The sequence below is a fragment of the Williamsia sp. Y853 genome (assembly GCF_056786495.1).
Genome location: NZ_JBXCJC010000001.1, coordinates 211,407 through 226,111, shown reverse-complemented (window position 1 = coordinate 226,111; position 14,705 = coordinate 211,407). Strand labels below are relative to the sequence as shown.

Below are 14,705 nucleotides of genomic sequence, written 5' to 3'. Positions count from 1 at the left end.
CGGTAGTCTCGCACCGTGGCTCTTTACCGGACTTATCGCCCCGCGACCTTCGCCGAAGTTGTCGGGCAGGAGCATGTCACCGAGCCCTTGGGTGTGGCCCTGAACTCCGGCCGGATCAACCATGCCTACCTGTTCTCGGGTCCTCGTGGTTGTGGCAAGACGTCGTCGGCTCGCATCCTTGCCCGTTCGCTGAACTGCGTGGAGGGGCCCACATCGACACCATGTGGCGTCTGCTCGTCGTGCATCGCGCTGGGTCCGGGTGGCCCGGGCAACATGGACGTGATCGAACTCGACGCCGCCAGCCACGGTGGTGTCGACGACACCCGTGAACTGCGCGATCAGGCGTTCTATGCGCCTGCCGAGTCGCGCTACCGGGTGTTCATCATCGACGAGGCCCACATGGTCAGCAACGCGGGTTTCAACGCGCTGCTCAAGATCGTGGAAGAGCCACCAGAGCATCTGATCTTCATCTTCGCGACCACCGAGCCCGAGAAGGTCTTGCCGACCATCCGGTCGCGGACCCATCACTACCCGTTCCGGTTGCTGGCTCCGGCGACCATGCGCGGACTGCTCGAACGCATCTGCACGAGCGAGCACGTCACCGTCGAACCGGCGGTGTTCCCGCTGGTGATCCGGGCGGGCGGCGGCTCTCCGCGTGACTCGCTCAGTGTTCTCGACCAATTGCTTGCCGGTGCCGGCCCAGAAGGTGTCACTTATCAACGGGCGCTGACTCTGCTGGGTGTCACCGATGTGGCGTTGATCGACGACGCCATCAACGCACTGGCCGACCACGACGGCGCGGCGCTGTTCGGGACGGTCGAGGCCGTGGTGGACGCCGGACACGATCCCCGCCGGTTCGCGGTCGACCTGCTCGAACGACTGCGGGACCTGATCCTGATGAACGCCGTCCCCGATGCCGCGCAGCGAGGACTCGTCGAGGCCCCGGACGATCAGGTCGAGCAGATGGTCGCCCAGGTCGCCCGGCTCGAAGCGGGCACACTGACCCGGTTCGCCGAGACCGTCCATGACGCACTGGGGGAGATGCGCGGGACCACATCCCCGAGGCTGCTCCTGGAAGTGATGTGCGCCCGGATGCTGCTGCCGGCCTCCTCGGATTCGGAATCCGGTGTGCTGCAACGGATCGAGCGCATCGAGTCCCAGCTCGCCAGTGGCGTGATCGCCGCTCCGGCCGATGGTGCGTCCGCGGTGTCCGGGCCTTCGCCGGTATCGTCGGCGGCTCCGGCGGCGGCCCCGATCGACGCGGCACCCTCAAAGTTTGTCCGACCGTCGCAGCGTAAACCGCAGGACGACGTCACCGAATCGGAGCCGGAGGCCGCGCAGGCGCCTGCACCGACTCCGGTGCCCACCCCGGAACCGGTGCCGGCCCCCACCCCGGAGCCCGAACCGACTCCCGCGCCGCAGCCGGAACCTGAACCCGCACCCGTCGCGGAACCTGCACCGGTCGTAGAACCTGCACCGGTCGTAGAACCTGCACCGGTTCCGGAGCCCGAACCCGAGCCCGAGCCCGAGCCCGAGCCTGAGCCTGAGCCCGAGCCAGAGCCGGTGCTCGAACTCGAGCCAGAAACCGAGCCAGTGCTCGATCTCGAGCCCGCGCTCGAACTCGAGCCAGAAACCGAGCCAGTGCTCGAACTCGAGCCAGCGCTCATGCCTGTGCCGCAGCCGGTTTCGGTCGCGGCGGAGCCGGAGGCGGCGTCGGAACCAGCGACCGCGCCTGAACCAGCGACCGCGCCTGAACCATCGAAAGCGCCCGCGCCAGAAACGGCTCCGGAACCGGACTCGGAGCCCGTTCAGGAGCTCGAGTCGGCATCGCCGTTCGATGATGTCCCCCCGCCACCCGAACCTGATTTCGAGCCGGAGCCCGATCATCACGGTGAGCCCGCGCCACAGGTCGAACCGGAGCCCAAGGTCGTAACCGCTGGTCTCGATCTGGCTGCGGTGCAGGCGAAGTGGCAAGAGGTTCGGTCTGCGGTTCGAGCCGCCAACAAGGTGACCGAGGTGATGCTCTCGGGTGCCTCGGTCCGTGGGGTCGACGGCAGCACCCTGATCCTGAGTCACGACTCGCAGCCGCTCGTTCAGCGGTTGAGTTCGCAGCACGCGGTGGACGTGATCAACGCGGCGATGACACATGTTTTCGGCGGCGACTGGCAGGTGCAGGTGCATGCGGCGTCCGCGATGCCGGCAATGCCGAAAACCCAGACCGCACAAACCGATACTCGCAAGCCCGAGGCGAAACAGGCCACCTACACGAGGCCGAGCCGCGGCGCTCCGGCCACCCCGAGCGCAGGCGACGAAGAGTCACCCGAACCGGAGCCTGAACCGGAACCGGCTCCGGAGCCCGTCAAAGATGAAGACCTCACCGATGACGAGCGCAACGAAATGGTCGCCACCGCACGCAATTCCACACCGGATCCGCGTCAGGACCCTGAGCAGATCGCGATCGCGCTGCTGAGGAGTGAGCTCGGCGCCACGCCGATCAACTAGGTAAGCGACAGATACACCCGTTCCAGTCAAAAGCACACGCTGCAACGTGTGCTTTTGACTGGAACGGGTGCGTTTGCGGAGGTTAGGCCTGCCACCACGGGCGGAGCGGAAGTCCGCCGTTGCCGCCGTCCTTGTCGAGCTTGACTGCCAGGACCTGGTGGAGCTGAATGATGTTGCGGTCGAATCCGAGTCGGCAACCGGCCATGTAGAGACCCCAGAGCCGGGCGGTACCTTCGCCGACTTCCTCGACGGCGGCATCCCAGTTCTCGACGAGGTTCTTGTTCCAGTCCCGCAGTGTCATCGCGTAGTGCTCGCGCAGGTTCTCCTCGTGGAGAACCTCCATCGAACCGACGTCCTGGATCGCGGAGATGATCGTGCCCGAACCGGTGAGTTCACCGTCGGGGAACACGTAGCGGTCGATGAATGCGCCCGCCTTGCCCTTTGATCTGTTGTTGGGGCGTGTGATGCAGTGATTCAACAGAATTCCGCCATCACGCAACTTGGCCCGGATGAACTTGAAGTACGACGGGTAGTTCGCGATCCCGATGTGCTCGGTCAGTCCGATCGACGAGACGGCGTCGAAACCTTCTTCGGTGATATCGCGGTAGTCGCTGTGCCGGACCTCGGCGAAGTCGCTGAGGCCTTCGTCGATGATGGCCTGCTGTGCGTACTGCGCCTGCTCGGCTGACAGGGTCACGCCGATGACGTGGACGCCCTGTCGTGCGGCGTACCGGACCATCGAGCCCCAGCCGCAACCGATGTCGAGCAGCCGGTCACCGGCCTTGAGTTTCAACTTCTCGAACACCAGGCGATATTTGTTTTCCTGGGCCTCCTCGAGGCTCGCTTCCCGCTCGGGGTAGCAGGCGCACGTGTAGGTCATCGATGGTCCGAGGACCAGCTCGTAGAAGGCGTTGGAAACGTCGTAGTGGTAGTGGATGGCCTCTGCGTCGCGGGTCCGGCTGTGCCGCAAACCCTCTGCGATCCGGCGCCACCGCGGCAACTGTTCCTGTGGTGGCGGTGCGATCAGCTTGAAGTGTTCCAGACCGATCGAGCGCGTGATCTGTGCCATCACACGTGCGGAGGGCCGTTCGAAATGGAGGTCCTCGGCCAGTGCCCGAAGTGCGTCGTACGGATCACCGCCGGGCGCACCGTGCAGCTTGAGGTCGCCGGCGATGTAGGCGCGGGCCAGTCCGAGGTCTCCGGGAGCTGTTGCCAGATACGTGGTTCCCCGGGGTGTCACCAACTCCACGCCGTACTCGGCGTCTTCGGGACCTGCCGAGCTGCCGTCGTACGCGGTCACCCGCACGTTCAGATCTCCACCCGCAAACGCTTCGACGACTTCGGCCAAGCTGAGCTTGGGACCTACCACCGATCCGGAAGTGAGGTCATTTTCTTTGAATGTCGTCACTGACGTTGCACCGCCTTTGCATAGAGGTCGAGGAGCCGCGACCCTGAGTCATAGTGTTTCTTCAACAGGCGGTAGGGCTCCCCGCCGTACAGTTCATCGAACTCTTCTTTGCCGTAAAAAGACTCGGAATACAGCGACTTGTGACCACCGAGTTCGGACACCTTGATCTCGATCAGACGATTTGCGTAGCCCTCGGGCTGATGGTCGCGCTTGGGTACCGCCGACCAGAAACCCACGTTGACGTAGGTCCTGGCAGGTTCGAGGGGGTACAACGGCCACGGCCGGTGGGTGTCGGCGCCGGGCAGTGCCGGTTCGCGAAGTCGTAGGGGGCAGAGCCAGATCGGTTCGATGGGGATGTTCTCGAGAAACCACGCGATGAACTCGGCGGTCCGCTCGATCGGCACCTCGATGTCCTGGACCACGCGTTCATTCGGGGGCTCGCCTTTGCGGGCATTGAGCTTGTCCCCGACGTTGAATCGATGATCGAGGCCGATCAGCTTCCAGTAGAAGCTGCTGCGCAACAGTTTCTTGGGCCACAGCCGCCGGATGCGAGGGCTCTGCGCACCGAATGCGCGGGAACACCAGAACCAGTCGGTATCCCACCGCCAGAGGTAGTCCGAGATGGTGAGGCGGTCGCGGATGGGTGTCGAGTCCGCGGAGTGCTGGATGGAGCGGTAGAAGATCTGTTCGCCGGTGTAGTCGCTCACCGGGCCGCCTGCGGTGGTCTGCCGACCGAGGATCAGGTAGCTCTCGGCGGCCGAGAAGACCACTCCGTCAAGGTAATCCACGCGTTCACCGTCGAACTCGCCGTCGTCTACGATCTGTGCCATCGCGGATTGGAGTGCCTCGACCGTGGTGAACCGGACGTGGCGCAGGTCCACAAACGGTGCAACCTCTTCGAGCTCGATCCGCAGCCGTGTCGAATAACCAAGGGTGCCGTAGGAATTGGGGAATCCGAAGAACAGATCCGAGTTCTCACTGGTTGGTGAGGTGGTGACGATCTCACCGGCGCCGGTGAGGATGTCGATTTCGAGGACCGACTCGTGCGGCAACCCGTTGCGAAACGACGTCGACTCGATACCGAGGCCGGTCACGGCGCCACCGAGGGTGATCGTCTTGAGCTGCGGAACGACCTTCGGGGCAAGTCCATATTTGAGCGTGGTGGCGACGAGTTCCTCGTAGGTGCACATCCCGGCGACATCCGCGGTGCGCGCGGCCACATCGACGGAGATCACCCGGCCGAGTCCGGAGACGTCGAGGCCGGGGTACGGATTCTTGGCTCGTTTGCGGAAAAGGTTGGATGTCTTTTTGGCCAGACGGACCCTACCGGAAGCCGGAATTGCCCGATAACTCGCCAGCAGCGTCGCGACTCCTTCATCGAAGGCGGCGCGACCGGACACGGAACCCATAACCCTCGGCACGCATTAGAGCCTAGGACTACCGTCCAGTGCATGCCACTTCGGAGGGTCCGCATGTTGTTCTGGCAGGCTCAGGGGTCTAAAGCATCACAAACCGGAAGGTGATTTTTTCGTGGCACAGGTAACCGCATCACAGTCGATTGAAATCAATGCCGCGCCCGAGCAGGTTCTGGCGGCGCTGTCCGACTACCAGACCGTCAGGCCGGCCATCCTTCCCGCGCAGTATCGCGACTACGCCGTGGTCGCCGGTGGGGTCGGTGCCGGGACCGTCGCCAAGTGGACTCTGCAGGCGACGTCGAAGCGCTCGCGCAATGTTCAGGCCTCTGTTGACCAGGTGGGTTCGACGATCACCGAGACCGACGCCAACTCATCGATGATCACCACCTACCAGGTGCAACCGCTGGGTACGGGTTCGAAGGTCACCACCGTCACCACCTGGCAGGGTGCAGGCGGTATCGGTGGCTTCTTCGAGAAGACCTTTGCGCCCAAGGGCCTGGGCAAGATCCAGGCCGAGGTACTCGGGAACCTGAAGTCGCACGTCGAACGCGGCTGATCGGTAACGTCCGGGCGCGCTGAAGAATCCCTGTTGAGGAACCGTAGACCGTCGCCGCTGCCATTGCGGGACGGTGTTGACCCGACCCGGGTGGTGCTGCGGCGCTCGGATGTCACCGTCGCCGAGGCCATGCTGGCGGCACCGGCCTGCGCCGGACTCTCGGTGGCCGACCTGTCGGTGCGGGCCGCGCAGGGTGAGGTGCTCGACATCGCAGGCGATCGGGTCGATCTGGCCGCACCTGCCGAGGTGGGACGTCCGATCTACTTCTATCGCGACCTGCCGGACGAGACGCAGATCCCGTTCGAGATGCCGATCATCCACCTCGACGACAACCTCGTGGTGGTCGACAAGCCGCACTTCTTGGCGACCATGCCGCGCGGCGCGCACGTGGTGCAGACCGCGCTGGTGCGGTTGCGGAGAGAGCTCGACAATCCGCAGATCAGCCCGGTGCACCGGCTGGATCGGCTCACTGCGGGTGTCCTGATGTTCAGTCTGCGGCCGCAGGCTCGGGCGCCGTACCAGTTGTTGTTCGCCGATCGCCGGGTCGACAAGGAGTATCGCGCCCGGGCACCTCTTGCAGGCGACCTCGAGTTGCCCGTGACCGTTCGGAACCGCATCTTGAAGGACTCCGGTGACCTGCGGGCCCGGGTGGTTCCCGGTGAGGTGAACGCGATCTCGCGCATCGAGCTCACCGACACCGCCGGTGACCACGGTGTCTACCGTTTACTCCCGCAGACCGGCCGCACCCATCAGCTACGGCTGCACATGTCCGGCCTCGGAATCCCGATCGACGGTGATCCCCTGTATCCCGAGGTCCGGCCGGATGTGGCGGCCGCACCCGATCACGGTGACTTCTCCAGCCCGCTGCAACTGCTGGCCTACGCTGTGGAGTTCGACGACCCCCTGACCGGGCGGCGCCGTCGTTTCGAGAGCGTCCGCAACCTGCACTGAAGGAGGACCCATGGCCATCGTCGTTTCCTATGACCGCTACGAGGACCTCGCCTGTGAGGTTGTCGTCTTTCTCGACGACGAGTCGGGCGACTGCTTTCAGGTGCAGCGTGACCTGCCTCAGACGCCGGCGTCGAGTACCTCGGAATCTGCGATCTACCAGATCAGCACCGGTGCCGGGCCTGCGGTGGAGCAGGGGATCGTGGCCTGGCAACGCGACGGTGGTGAGTTCGAATTCGCGCTCTCGCCCCTGGCGTCGCGGATGTTCGGGGGCAACGCGCGACTGCGATTCGAGGCCAAGCCCGCCGACGGCGATACCATCGATGACATCGCCGCTCATCTGGAACGCATGACGCGCCGGTGAGTGCCCGTGGGCGCTGACGCAGCAGGTTCGACAACAGACGATTCGACGCAAGGACAAGATTCAAGTGCAACCAGACAACCCGATGGCCGGACTCCTCCAACAGGCTCAGGAGATGCAGCAGCAACTACTGGCCGCTCAAGCCGAGATCTCTGCGGCCGAGGTGACCGGCACCGCTGGTGGCGGCCTGGTGACCATCACCGGTAGCGGCACCGGTGAGGTGACCTCGGTGACGATCGATCCCAAGGTTGTCGACGCCGATGACGTGGAGACACTGCAGGACCTGATCGTGGGAGCTCTCGCCGACCTTGCGGACAAGCGTGATGCGCTGACGCAGCAGAAGATGGGTCCGCTGGCCGGAGGCCTCGGCGGTCTCGGCGGCGGTTTCCCCGGCCTGGGCGGGTAACCACCGGTGTATGAAGGCCCGATCCAGGACTTGATCGACGAGCTGGCCAAGCTGCCGGGACTCGGTCCGAAGGGTGCTCAACGCATCGCCTTTCACCTGATGGCTGTTCCGGCAGGCGACATCGATCGCCTGACCGCGTCGCTGGTCCATGTCCGTGACGATGTGGTGTTCTGCGAGGTCTGCGGCAACGTATCCGCCCAGGCGCGCTGCCGCATCTGTCGTGACGCGCGACGGGATGCGAGCAAGATCTGCGTGGTCGAAGAACCCAAAGATGTGCAGGCCATCGAGAGGACGAAAGAATTCTCCGGTCGCTACCACGTGCTCGGCGGCGCACTCGATCCGCTGGGCGGTATCGGTCCGGATCAACTTCGGATTCGGGAACTACTGCGCCGCTTGGGAAATCAGGAAGACGGCGTCGACGTCAGCGAGGTGATCGTGGCCACCGATCCGAATACGGAGGGTGAGGCCACCGCCACCTACCTGCAACGCATGCTCCGTGATTTCCCCGGGCTGTCGGTGACCAGGCTGGCCTCGGGCCTCCCGATGGGCGGCGACCTGGAGTTTGCCGACGAACTGACACTGGGCCGGGCGCTGTCCGGTCGTCGTGTGCTGACCTAGGCTCCGGCGATGGTCGACCAAACCTGGACGGATAGCCTTGCCCGGCAACTGAAATCGGGCATCGTCGCGATCGACGGTCCGTCGGGTGCCGGGAAATCGACGTTTGCCGATGCGCTGGTGGCCAGGCTCCGAGAGCTGCGGACCCGGGTTGTGCTGATCCGTACCGACGACTTCGCCACCTGGGACGACCCGGTGGGATGGTGGCCGGAGCTGGAAGAAGAAGTGCTGCGGTCGTATTGGCGAGGGCACGATTTTCGTTTTCACCCCAGGGTGTGGCGTGATGGCAAACCGGAACTCGGTCCACGGGTCTGGCTGCGGTGGGAACCGTTGCTGATCATCGAGGGCGTGTCGAGTGCTCGCGTGCCGGTGCGCAGCCATCTCAAACGTGCGCTCTGGCTCGACGGTGGCACCGAGGAACAGCGACTGGAGCGTGGGGTTGCGCGGGACGGTGAGGCGCAACGTGAAAACCTGCGCCGCTGGCAGGATTTCGAGCGCGGCTGGTTTGCCGTCGATCAGACCCGTGACTTCTGCGAAATCGTGCCCGAGTACGTTCTCGGGCCCGCGACGAGCTGATCGGTTCAGACGGCCCTCACCGCTGTGGCTTGGGCGCCCACATCGGTCAGCGCGCAGGTCCGGTGTTGTCCTCGGCCAGACACACTGATCGAAGTACGTTGTGGTACACGATGAGTCCGTAGGTGTTCGGTGCGTTGATCAGGCTTCCGGGGTTCGGTATCAGCTGCGTCAACTGCTCCGGGGTCAGCGTGGGAAGCAGTAGCTGCAACACCGAGGCCGTAGCCGGCTTGCTCTGGGTGAAGGCCAGGTTGAACACGTGGGTGCTCAGGGCGTAGGCGTAATAGCCCGCGGTCATCGACTTGGTGACCGTCAACTCCGATAGCGGGACGGTCTCGAACATGTCCGCGCCCTTGAGGTGGTTGCCCACCAGGCCGGTGATGGCCTCGGTCGGCGCTCCGCCGACGTAGGGAACAAACCCGAGTCCGAGGGCCATTAGTGTCTCGATGGTTCCGAAGTCCGCAGGATCTTCCGGGATGAGGTTGTGCGGGACCTGGGCCCGGCTCATGAAGTCGCGGAGCCGCGCGGTCTGGTCGGTAACCTGCGCTCCTGTCTTTGCATCCGTGGTGGCCTGCAGATAGTGGGAGGTGCGGTCGACGATCCGGGACAGCGGCAGCGATCCCACCGAGGGGCAGGTCTTGTCTTCGGCGATCAGTACCTGTCCGGCGATGTCGGTGAGTATCTGTGGCACTCGATTCGGAAAGCGGAGGTCTTTCACGGGCTGACCGGCCCGGTCCTTCTGGTCCTGGGTGACCGAGACGATGCAGGCATCGAGGAGCGCGGCGCTCAACGCTTCTTTGATCATGTTGATCGCCATCGAACCAAGGCTCAGCGGCAGAGAGATCAACAGTCCGAGGCTGACGGGGCCGATCGGCATGATCGGCGGAATGGTCCCTGCCACCAGTGTCATCGGGATGATGACGGTGATGTAGAGGTAGAGGTACACGGTCTCGACGGCCTGCGACAAGGTCATGTTCTCGAGGGTGATCGCTTCGTACTCGGTGCCGTTCCGGATGTTCATCAGCTGCGTCAGGATGTACTGCGACAGCGGGTCCCGGTATTGGAGACTCGGGGAATCCTCGGACGCGCCGAGCCCGACCGGGTGGTTCGAGATCGCCAGCGACGACACGCGCAGGCCGTCCATGTCACGGTGGGCGTCGGCTTTGATCGAGGCGGCGTCCCGCTTCACCTGCTCGGGCATCTGGGGTAGCAGCGAGTCGAAGACGGCATCGTAGATGCCGCCGAGGGTCGCAAAATTCGAGCCGACACACTCTGTCGGGGCGGTGCTCGGAGGGGACGTCGACGGTTGCACCGGCGTGGCGGCCGCCGAACCCACCTGGCCGATCACACCGCTGCTGCCGAAGGTCACGAGTGTCAGGCTCAAGACCATCGCAGCGATACCGCCATGGAGCAGGTGCCGTAAAGGCTTGCGCGGCCGAGCCGACAAGACGATCCCCGATCTGTTGATTGCCCACGAGTGGGCAGGCGCCGCGGGCCTTGGCTTCGCAGGGCAGGAGTAGACCGAGACTAAGGATCGCAGGATTCCGGAAAATGCGCAGCGCCACAGGGATATTCACGATGCGCAATTTGCCACCGGTGAACTCTAGATTCTCTTTGCTGAAAACGAGGCCCCGCAGCGTGCCTCGGACGTCGACCGCACTGTTGGTCACGTGATCGGATGGGCCAGAAGCTTGCACACGGTGGCGTCGGAGACCTGCTCGAATCGCTCGTACCACTGACCGACAGCCCGGAAATCGGCAGGCGTGCTCACGCAGACGAGGTCGTCGACCAGCGGTGTGATCTCGGAGATGGCCGATTGCGGCGCGACACCCACCGCGACGATCAATCGTGTGGGCTCCAGCAATCGGGCGGCCTCGATCGCGGCCCGCATGCTCGCTCCGGTGGCGAGTCCGTCGTCGACCAGGATGGCGATCCGGCCGGCCATAACGACCGGCGGCCTGCCGGCCCGATACTTCTGTTCGCGTCTCACGAGCTCGTGGGTCTCGGCATCGACGATGTCGCGAAGTTGCTGGTCGGTGACGCCGAACTCGGAGACCACGCGCCGGCTGATGGCCGGAGCCCCGCCGAAGGCCACCGCGCCCAACGCCAGCTCCGGATTGCTGGGGACACCGAGCTTGCGGATGATGCAGGCGTCGAGGGGCGAGTGCAGTGCGGCAGCGACCTCCCACGCGACCGGCACCCCACCACGGGCGAGGCCGAAGACGGTGACCGCAGGATTGTCGACGAGATCGGCATCGCGGGCGATCAGCGCTTTGGCCAGCATCTGACCGGCCTCGCTGCGATCTCGCAACGTATGACCCCGGTCGCCCCATGGTTGTCGCGTGACCGGTCACCTCCGCCGGCTATTACAGGAACTGTGCCTTCGTGATGCAGGTCTTTCCATTCTGCACGATCACGTCGTACACGATGCGGGATTGGTTGACCGCGTCACCGGATTGCCAGGAGGCTGCGACCAGGACCTGTGCCGATGGCGAGCTCGGGATGTGAGGTGTTACGGCGACCGACTCGAATGTGACTGTGCTGGTGCGGTTCTGGGTCTTGAGCTCGTCGGTGAACGAGATCAGATTGGGCAGCGCCGAGTCTGCGAACTCGCCGCAGGTGTTGTCCTTGAACGTTGCGATTTGGGTGTCACTGGTCGCCGGGCTGATCTCGAACATGCTGCGGGTGACCACATCGGCGATGTCGCGGGCCTGCTGATCGTCGATCACCGGGACAGGTGTGGTGGGCGGTGCGGCGTCGGCGTCGTCATCCGGTGCGGTCAGGGTGGCCAGCGCGATGGTCAGGGCCACGACGGCAACAAGAACCACCGCCACGATGATCGCAGTGCGGACGTGACGGCCGGAACCCGCAGGGCGCTGGGGTGTGGGTGATTCGACGGTCATCACAACACCTCCATCGCGCTGATGCACGTCGGGACGGCGGTGCGGTCGACGGTGAACTCAATGGCTGTGGTGGCAGGCGCGGCAGGGGTGTTGTTCTCGGTGGTGTCGAGGGTGAAGAAGGCGAGCACCGTTGCGGTGGTCTCATCTTGCGAGGCGATCCCGTAGTGGGCATTGGAGGTCGCCACACTGCGATTGGTGTCGGCGACGATGCGGGGCAACGTCTTTGCGGTCTCGTTCCACTGATCGAGGGCATCTCCGCAGAGTGATGCCTGAGCTGATTTCACCGTCGCGTTGATGGTGTCCGGCGTGAAGTTGTACAGCGATTCGGTGGTTGCCCGGACGGTGTCGACCACTGAGGTCGCAGGGACGGACTCGGTCGTGGTTGGCGGCGCCGACGCGGCATCGTCATTGCCGGTCACCGACCAGGTGATCGCCCAGGTGGCGGTCACGACCACGGCGAGAACAACGAGTCCCAGCGCGAACACCAGCGGGGCCTTTGTGGGGAGGCGGTTCTGTGGAGTTGTGCCACCCCGTTGTGGCACAGTCGGTTTCGTCATCGGTGTCAGCCTCGGCGGCCGGCCGCCAGACGCTCACGACGCAGGCGCTCGACCTCGGGTAGGTCCAGTGGCGCGAGCTTGTCCACGCCGAGCGCCCGAGACAGCAGTAGGTCGGCGAGCTCCGGATTGCGGGCCAGCGCCGGACCGTGCAGATAGGTGCTGATCACCGAACCCTGTACGGCGCCTTCGATTCTTTCGCCTGCACCGTTGCCGACACCGTGTTTGACGCGGGCCAGCGGGCGGGCGTCCGGGCCCAGGGTGGTGCCGCCGCGGTGGTTCTCGAAACCGGTGAGTGGCGCGGTCAAGCCGGACTCCGGAAGCGGATCGGTGATGAGTTCACCAATGCTGCGGGTCTTTTGCGGTGTGGTGGTCAGGTCGAGCATCGAGATGCCGTCCACCCGTTCACCGGCCGACGTCTCGTACCAGTGCCCGAGCACCTGGATGGCGGCGCAGATCGCCAGCACCGGCCGTCCGGCTTCGGCGGCTCGTTGCAGGCCTGGGTATTTCGTCAGATGCCGGGTCGCCAGACGCTGTGCGTAGTCCTCGGCACCGCCGAGGGTGTAGACGTCGAGGGACTCGGGAACCGGATCGGCAAGCGTGATCTGGATGATCTCGGCTTCGATGCCGCGCATCCGGGCGCGCTGCCGCAGGATCAGGGCGTTTCCGCCGTCGCCGTACGTGCCCATCACGTCGGGCAGTACCAGGCCGATGCGCAATGTCGATTCGCTCATGTCAGCGGATTCCCTTCTCCGCGCGGTCCATTGCGATCCCGAGGTCGCGGAATGCGGTGTAGTTCGCGAGCACCTCGACCCGCCCCGGTGGGCAGGAGGCGATCGCTGCCATCGGGTCGGTGATCGTGGTGTGTTCGGCGCCCGCGTAGAGAAGTCGCACACCGAGGTCGGTGGCCCGTTCCCCGGCGGCAACCACCTGAATGTTCTCGAACTCCTCGAAACGCACATCCCAGAGCCAGCTCAGGTCCTCACCGTCGGGCACCTGACCGTTGACCGCGATGACCAGCCCTTCGGCGTCCTGGTCGATCATCGACATGGCTTCTTGCCAGCCGGCGGGGTTCTTGGCCAGCAGCACACGCACGCGATGCGGTCCGATCTGATGCACGCCATACCGGCCTGCCACCTCGCCGACCGTGCCCGCCGCTGCGGTGGCCGATGCGGGGTCGGCGCCCATCGCCGTGGCCGCGGCGATCGCCTGTGTGGCGTTTCCGCGGTTCGCCTTGCCGGGCACGGCGAGTTCCATCGGGTGGGAGAAGCCGTTGGGCCCGTACACGTGCGTCTCGTCGAACCACCAATCAGGTTGGGGCCGTTTGAAATCGATGCCGGGGGAGTACCAGTGATCGCCTTCGCGCACGATCGGCTCTCCGGAGCGTGGGCAGCTGACCGAGTCGTTGGCCCAGCCCGCACCCGCGGCGACCCACACCACATTCGGGGCGTCGTAGGCGGCGGACGAGACGAGCACGTCGTCGCAGTTGGCGATGACCGTCGCCTGTGGATGCCGGGCGATGCCCTCGCGCAGTCGCCGTTCGATCATGTTGATCTCGCCGACCCGATCGAGCTGATCCCGGGAGAGGTTCAGCAGGACGATCACCTCGGGTTCGACGGCGTCGCTGACATGGGGCACGTGCAGTTCGTCGACCTCGAGGGCCGCGAGCTTCGCGTTCGGGTGCAGCGAGAGCGCTGCCACGATGCCGGCGTCCATGTTGGCGCCGTCGGCCTGCGATGCGACCTCCCCGAGTGACGCGAGCGCTGCGGCCGTCATCCGGGTGGTTGTGGACTTGCCGTTGGTCCCGGTGATGATCACGGTGCGCTTGCCGCGACCCAGCTCGCCGAGCAGGTCCGGATCGATCTTCAAGGCGACCAGGCCGCCGATCATGGAGCCTTTGCCGCGGCCGGTCTTCTGCGAGGCCCAGCGGGCGGCAGCGGCGGCGCGCAGGGCCAGCTTGGCGCGAGGGCGGAGCCGGGTGGAAGGGCGTGGGCGGTCATCGTCGAGCATGGCAGCGAGTTTGTCACAGGTCCCGGTGTGACCCGTGTCGAGAGTGGTCACGGCCGGGTGCGGAACTCCGAGGAGATCAGGATCGGACCAATCGGGCGATGGCGGCGGATGCTTCTGCGAGTTTCAGCTCGGCTTCCTCACCCCCGGCCTTGGCGGCGTCGACCACACAGTGCCGCAGGTGGTCATCGAGCAAACCCAGGGCGACGCTTTCGACTGCCTTGGTCAGTGCGGAGATCTGGGTGAGGATGTCGATGCAGTACTGCTCTTCGTCGACCATGCGGTGGATACCCCGGGCCTGACCCTCGATGCGCTTGAGGCGGGCGAGGTACTTCTTCTTGTCGTTGATGTACCCGTGTGGGGCCGAGTGGTCGGCGTCAGTGGTCGGGATGGCAGTCATGGTGAAGATCCTAGGGTTCGCGGGCGGTTGGGAGTGTAGGTGCGCAAGGCCGGTGGA

The 14,705-nt window shown here is 65.0% G+C and carries 16 protein-coding genes; 7 read left to right on the top strand and 9 right to left on the bottom strand.

Annotation, left to right across the window (positions count from 1 at the left end; all coding sequences use genetic code 11):
- The first annotated feature begins 15 nt into the window (after positions 1-15).
- Complete coding sequence (locus AC1TPF_RS01165) at positions 16-2,502, top strand: DNA polymerase III subunit gamma and tau (protein WP_482142289.1); 2,487 nt, start codon at positions 16-18, stop codon at positions 2,500-2,502.
- Positions 2,503-2,584: 82 nt separating this feature from the next.
- Here AC1TPF_RS01165 and AC1TPF_RS01160 read toward each other — a convergent pair whose 3' ends face one another.
- Together AC1TPF_RS01160 and AC1TPF_RS01155 are read right to left on the bottom strand one after the other, a co-directional pair.
- On the bottom strand, positions 2,585-3,910 hold the full coding sequence (locus AC1TPF_RS01160; RefSeq protein WP_482136998.1) for a class I SAM-dependent methyltransferase: 1,326 nt from the start codon (positions 3,908-3,910) through the stop codon (positions 2,585-2,587).
- The gene (locus tag AC1TPF_RS01155) at positions 3,907-5,319 is read right to left on the bottom strand and encodes an FAD-binding protein (protein ID WP_482143981.1); all 1,413 of its coding nucleotides are present in this window, start codon (positions 5,317-5,319) and stop codon (positions 3,907-3,909) included. The genes AC1TPF_RS01160 and AC1TPF_RS01155 overlap by 4 nt, the downstream gene beginning before the upstream one ends.
- A 121-nt stretch (positions 5,320-5,440) precedes the next feature.
- Between AC1TPF_RS01155 and AC1TPF_RS01150 the strand changes: the two genes are divergently transcribed.
- The 6 genes from AC1TPF_RS01150 (at position 5,441) to AC1TPF_RS01125 (ending at position 8,787) form a co-directional block, all read left to right on the top strand.
- Positions 5,441-5,881 carry an SRPBCC family protein gene (locus tag AC1TPF_RS01150; protein ID WP_482142287.1) on the top strand — a complete coding sequence of 147 codons (441 nt, stop codon included), beginning with the start codon at positions 5,441-5,443 and terminating at the stop codon, positions 5,879-5,881.
- Positions 5,882-5,971: 90 nt separating this feature from the next.
- Complete coding sequence (locus tag AC1TPF_RS01145; RefSeq protein WP_482143979.1) at positions 5,972-6,832, top strand: pseudouridine synthase; 861 nt, start codon at positions 5,972-5,974, stop codon at positions 6,830-6,832.
- Positions 6,833-6,842: 10 nt separating this feature from the next.
- Positions 6,843-7,193, top strand: a complete 351-nt coding sequence (locus AC1TPF_RS01140) for a hypothetical protein (RefSeq protein ID WP_482137000.1) — start codon at positions 6,843-6,845, stop codon at positions 7,191-7,193.
- A gap of 82 nt (positions 7,194-7,275) precedes the next feature.
- Positions 7,276-7,596: a YbaB/EbfC family nucleoid-associated protein gene (locus AC1TPF_RS01135; RefSeq protein WP_482137332.1), complete on the top strand. Its 321-nt coding sequence runs from the start codon at positions 7,276-7,278 to the stop codon at positions 7,594-7,596.
- A 6-nt stretch (positions 7,597-7,602) separates the two neighbouring features.
- Complete coding sequence (gene recR, locus AC1TPF_RS01130) at positions 7,603-8,214, top strand: recombination mediator RecR (protein WP_482137001.1); 612 nt, start codon at positions 7,603-7,605, stop codon at positions 8,212-8,214.
- Between the two features lie 9 nt (positions 8,215-8,223).
- Positions 8,224-8,787 (top strand): uridine kinase family protein, encoded by a 564-nt coding sequence (locus tag AC1TPF_RS01125; protein WP_482137002.1) that lies wholly within the window; start codon positions 8,224-8,226, stop codon positions 8,785-8,787.
- A 46-nt stretch (positions 8,788-8,833) separates the two neighbouring features.
- Here AC1TPF_RS01125 and AC1TPF_RS01120 read toward each other — a convergent pair whose 3' ends face one another.
- The 7 genes from AC1TPF_RS01120 to AC1TPF_RS01090 form a co-directional block, all read right to left on the bottom strand.
- Positions 8,834-10,231, bottom strand: a complete 1,398-nt coding sequence (locus AC1TPF_RS01120) for a hypothetical protein (RefSeq protein WP_482142285.1) — start codon at positions 10,229-10,231, stop codon at positions 8,834-8,836.
- Between the two features lie 219 nt (positions 10,232-10,450).
- Entirely contained in the window at positions 10,451-11,095 is a 645-nt protein-coding gene (locus AC1TPF_RS01115; protein WP_482142284.1) for a phosphoribosyltransferase, read from the bottom strand.
- A 55-nt stretch (positions 11,096-11,150) separates the two neighbouring features.
- Positions 11,151-11,687 carry a hypothetical protein gene (locus AC1TPF_RS01110; protein ID WP_482142282.1) on the bottom strand — a complete coding sequence of 179 codons (537 nt, stop codon included), beginning with the start codon at positions 11,685-11,687 and terminating at the stop codon, positions 11,151-11,153.
- Positions 11,687-12,244 carry a hypothetical protein gene (locus AC1TPF_RS01105; RefSeq protein WP_482142280.1) on the bottom strand — a complete coding sequence of 186 codons (558 nt, stop codon included), beginning with the start codon at positions 12,242-12,244 and terminating at the stop codon, positions 11,687-11,689. Before AC1TPF_RS01105 ends, AC1TPF_RS01110 begins: the two co-directional genes overlap by 1 nt.
- A gap of 5 nt (positions 12,245-12,249) precedes the next feature.
- On the bottom strand, positions 12,250-12,975 hold the full coding sequence (locus AC1TPF_RS01100; protein WP_482137007.1) for a type 1 glutamine amidotransferase: 726 nt from the start codon (positions 12,973-12,975) through the stop codon (positions 12,250-12,252).
- 1 nt (position 12,976) lies between these two features.
- Positions 12,977-14,251, bottom strand: coding sequence for a MurT ligase domain-containing protein (locus tag AC1TPF_RS01095; protein ID WP_482143978.1), 1,275 nt, complete (start codon positions 14,249-14,251; stop codon positions 12,977-12,979).
- Positions 14,252-14,327: 76 nt separating this feature from the next.
- Positions 14,328-14,648 (bottom strand): metal-sensitive transcriptional regulator, encoded by a 321-nt coding sequence (locus AC1TPF_RS01090; protein ID WP_482137008.1) that lies wholly within the window; start codon positions 14,646-14,648, stop codon positions 14,328-14,330.
- Between the last annotated feature and the right edge of the window lie 57 nt (positions 14,649-14,705).

Coding starts and splice junctions, on each gene's coding strand:
- AC1TPF_RS01155 (WP_482143981.1), bottom strand. CDS start 5,319: ATGGGTTCCGTGTCCGGTCGCGCCGCCTTCGATGAAGGAGTCGCGACG.
- AC1TPF_RS01140 (WP_482137000.1), top strand. CDS start 6,843: ATGGCCATCGTCGTTTCCTATGACCGCTACGAGGACCTCGCCTGTGAG.
- AC1TPF_RS01135 (WP_482137332.1), top strand. CDS start 7,276: ATGGCCGGACTCCTCCAACAGGCTCAGGAGATGCAGCAGCAACTACTG.
- AC1TPF_RS01125 (WP_482137002.1), top strand. CDS start 8,224: ATGGTCGACCAAACCTGGACGGATAGCCTTGCCCGGCAACTGAAATCG.
- AC1TPF_RS01110 (WP_482142282.1), bottom strand. CDS start 11,687: ATGACCGTCGAATCACCCACACCCCAGCGCCCTGCGGGTTCCGGCCGT.
- AC1TPF_RS01105 (WP_482142280.1), bottom strand. CDS start 12,244: ATGACGAAACCGACTGTGCCACAACGGGGTGGCACAACTCCACAGAAC.
- AC1TPF_RS01100 (WP_482137007.1), bottom strand. CDS start 12,975: ATGAGCGAATCGACATTGCGCATCGGCCTGGTACTGCCCGACGTGATG.
- AC1TPF_RS01095 (WP_482143978.1), bottom strand. CDS start 14,251: ATGCTCGACGATGACCGCCCACGCCCTTCCACCCGGCTCCGCCCTCGC.
- AC1TPF_RS01090 (WP_482137008.1), bottom strand. CDS start 14,648: ATGACTGCCATCCCGACCACTGACGCCGACCACTCGGCCCCACACGGG.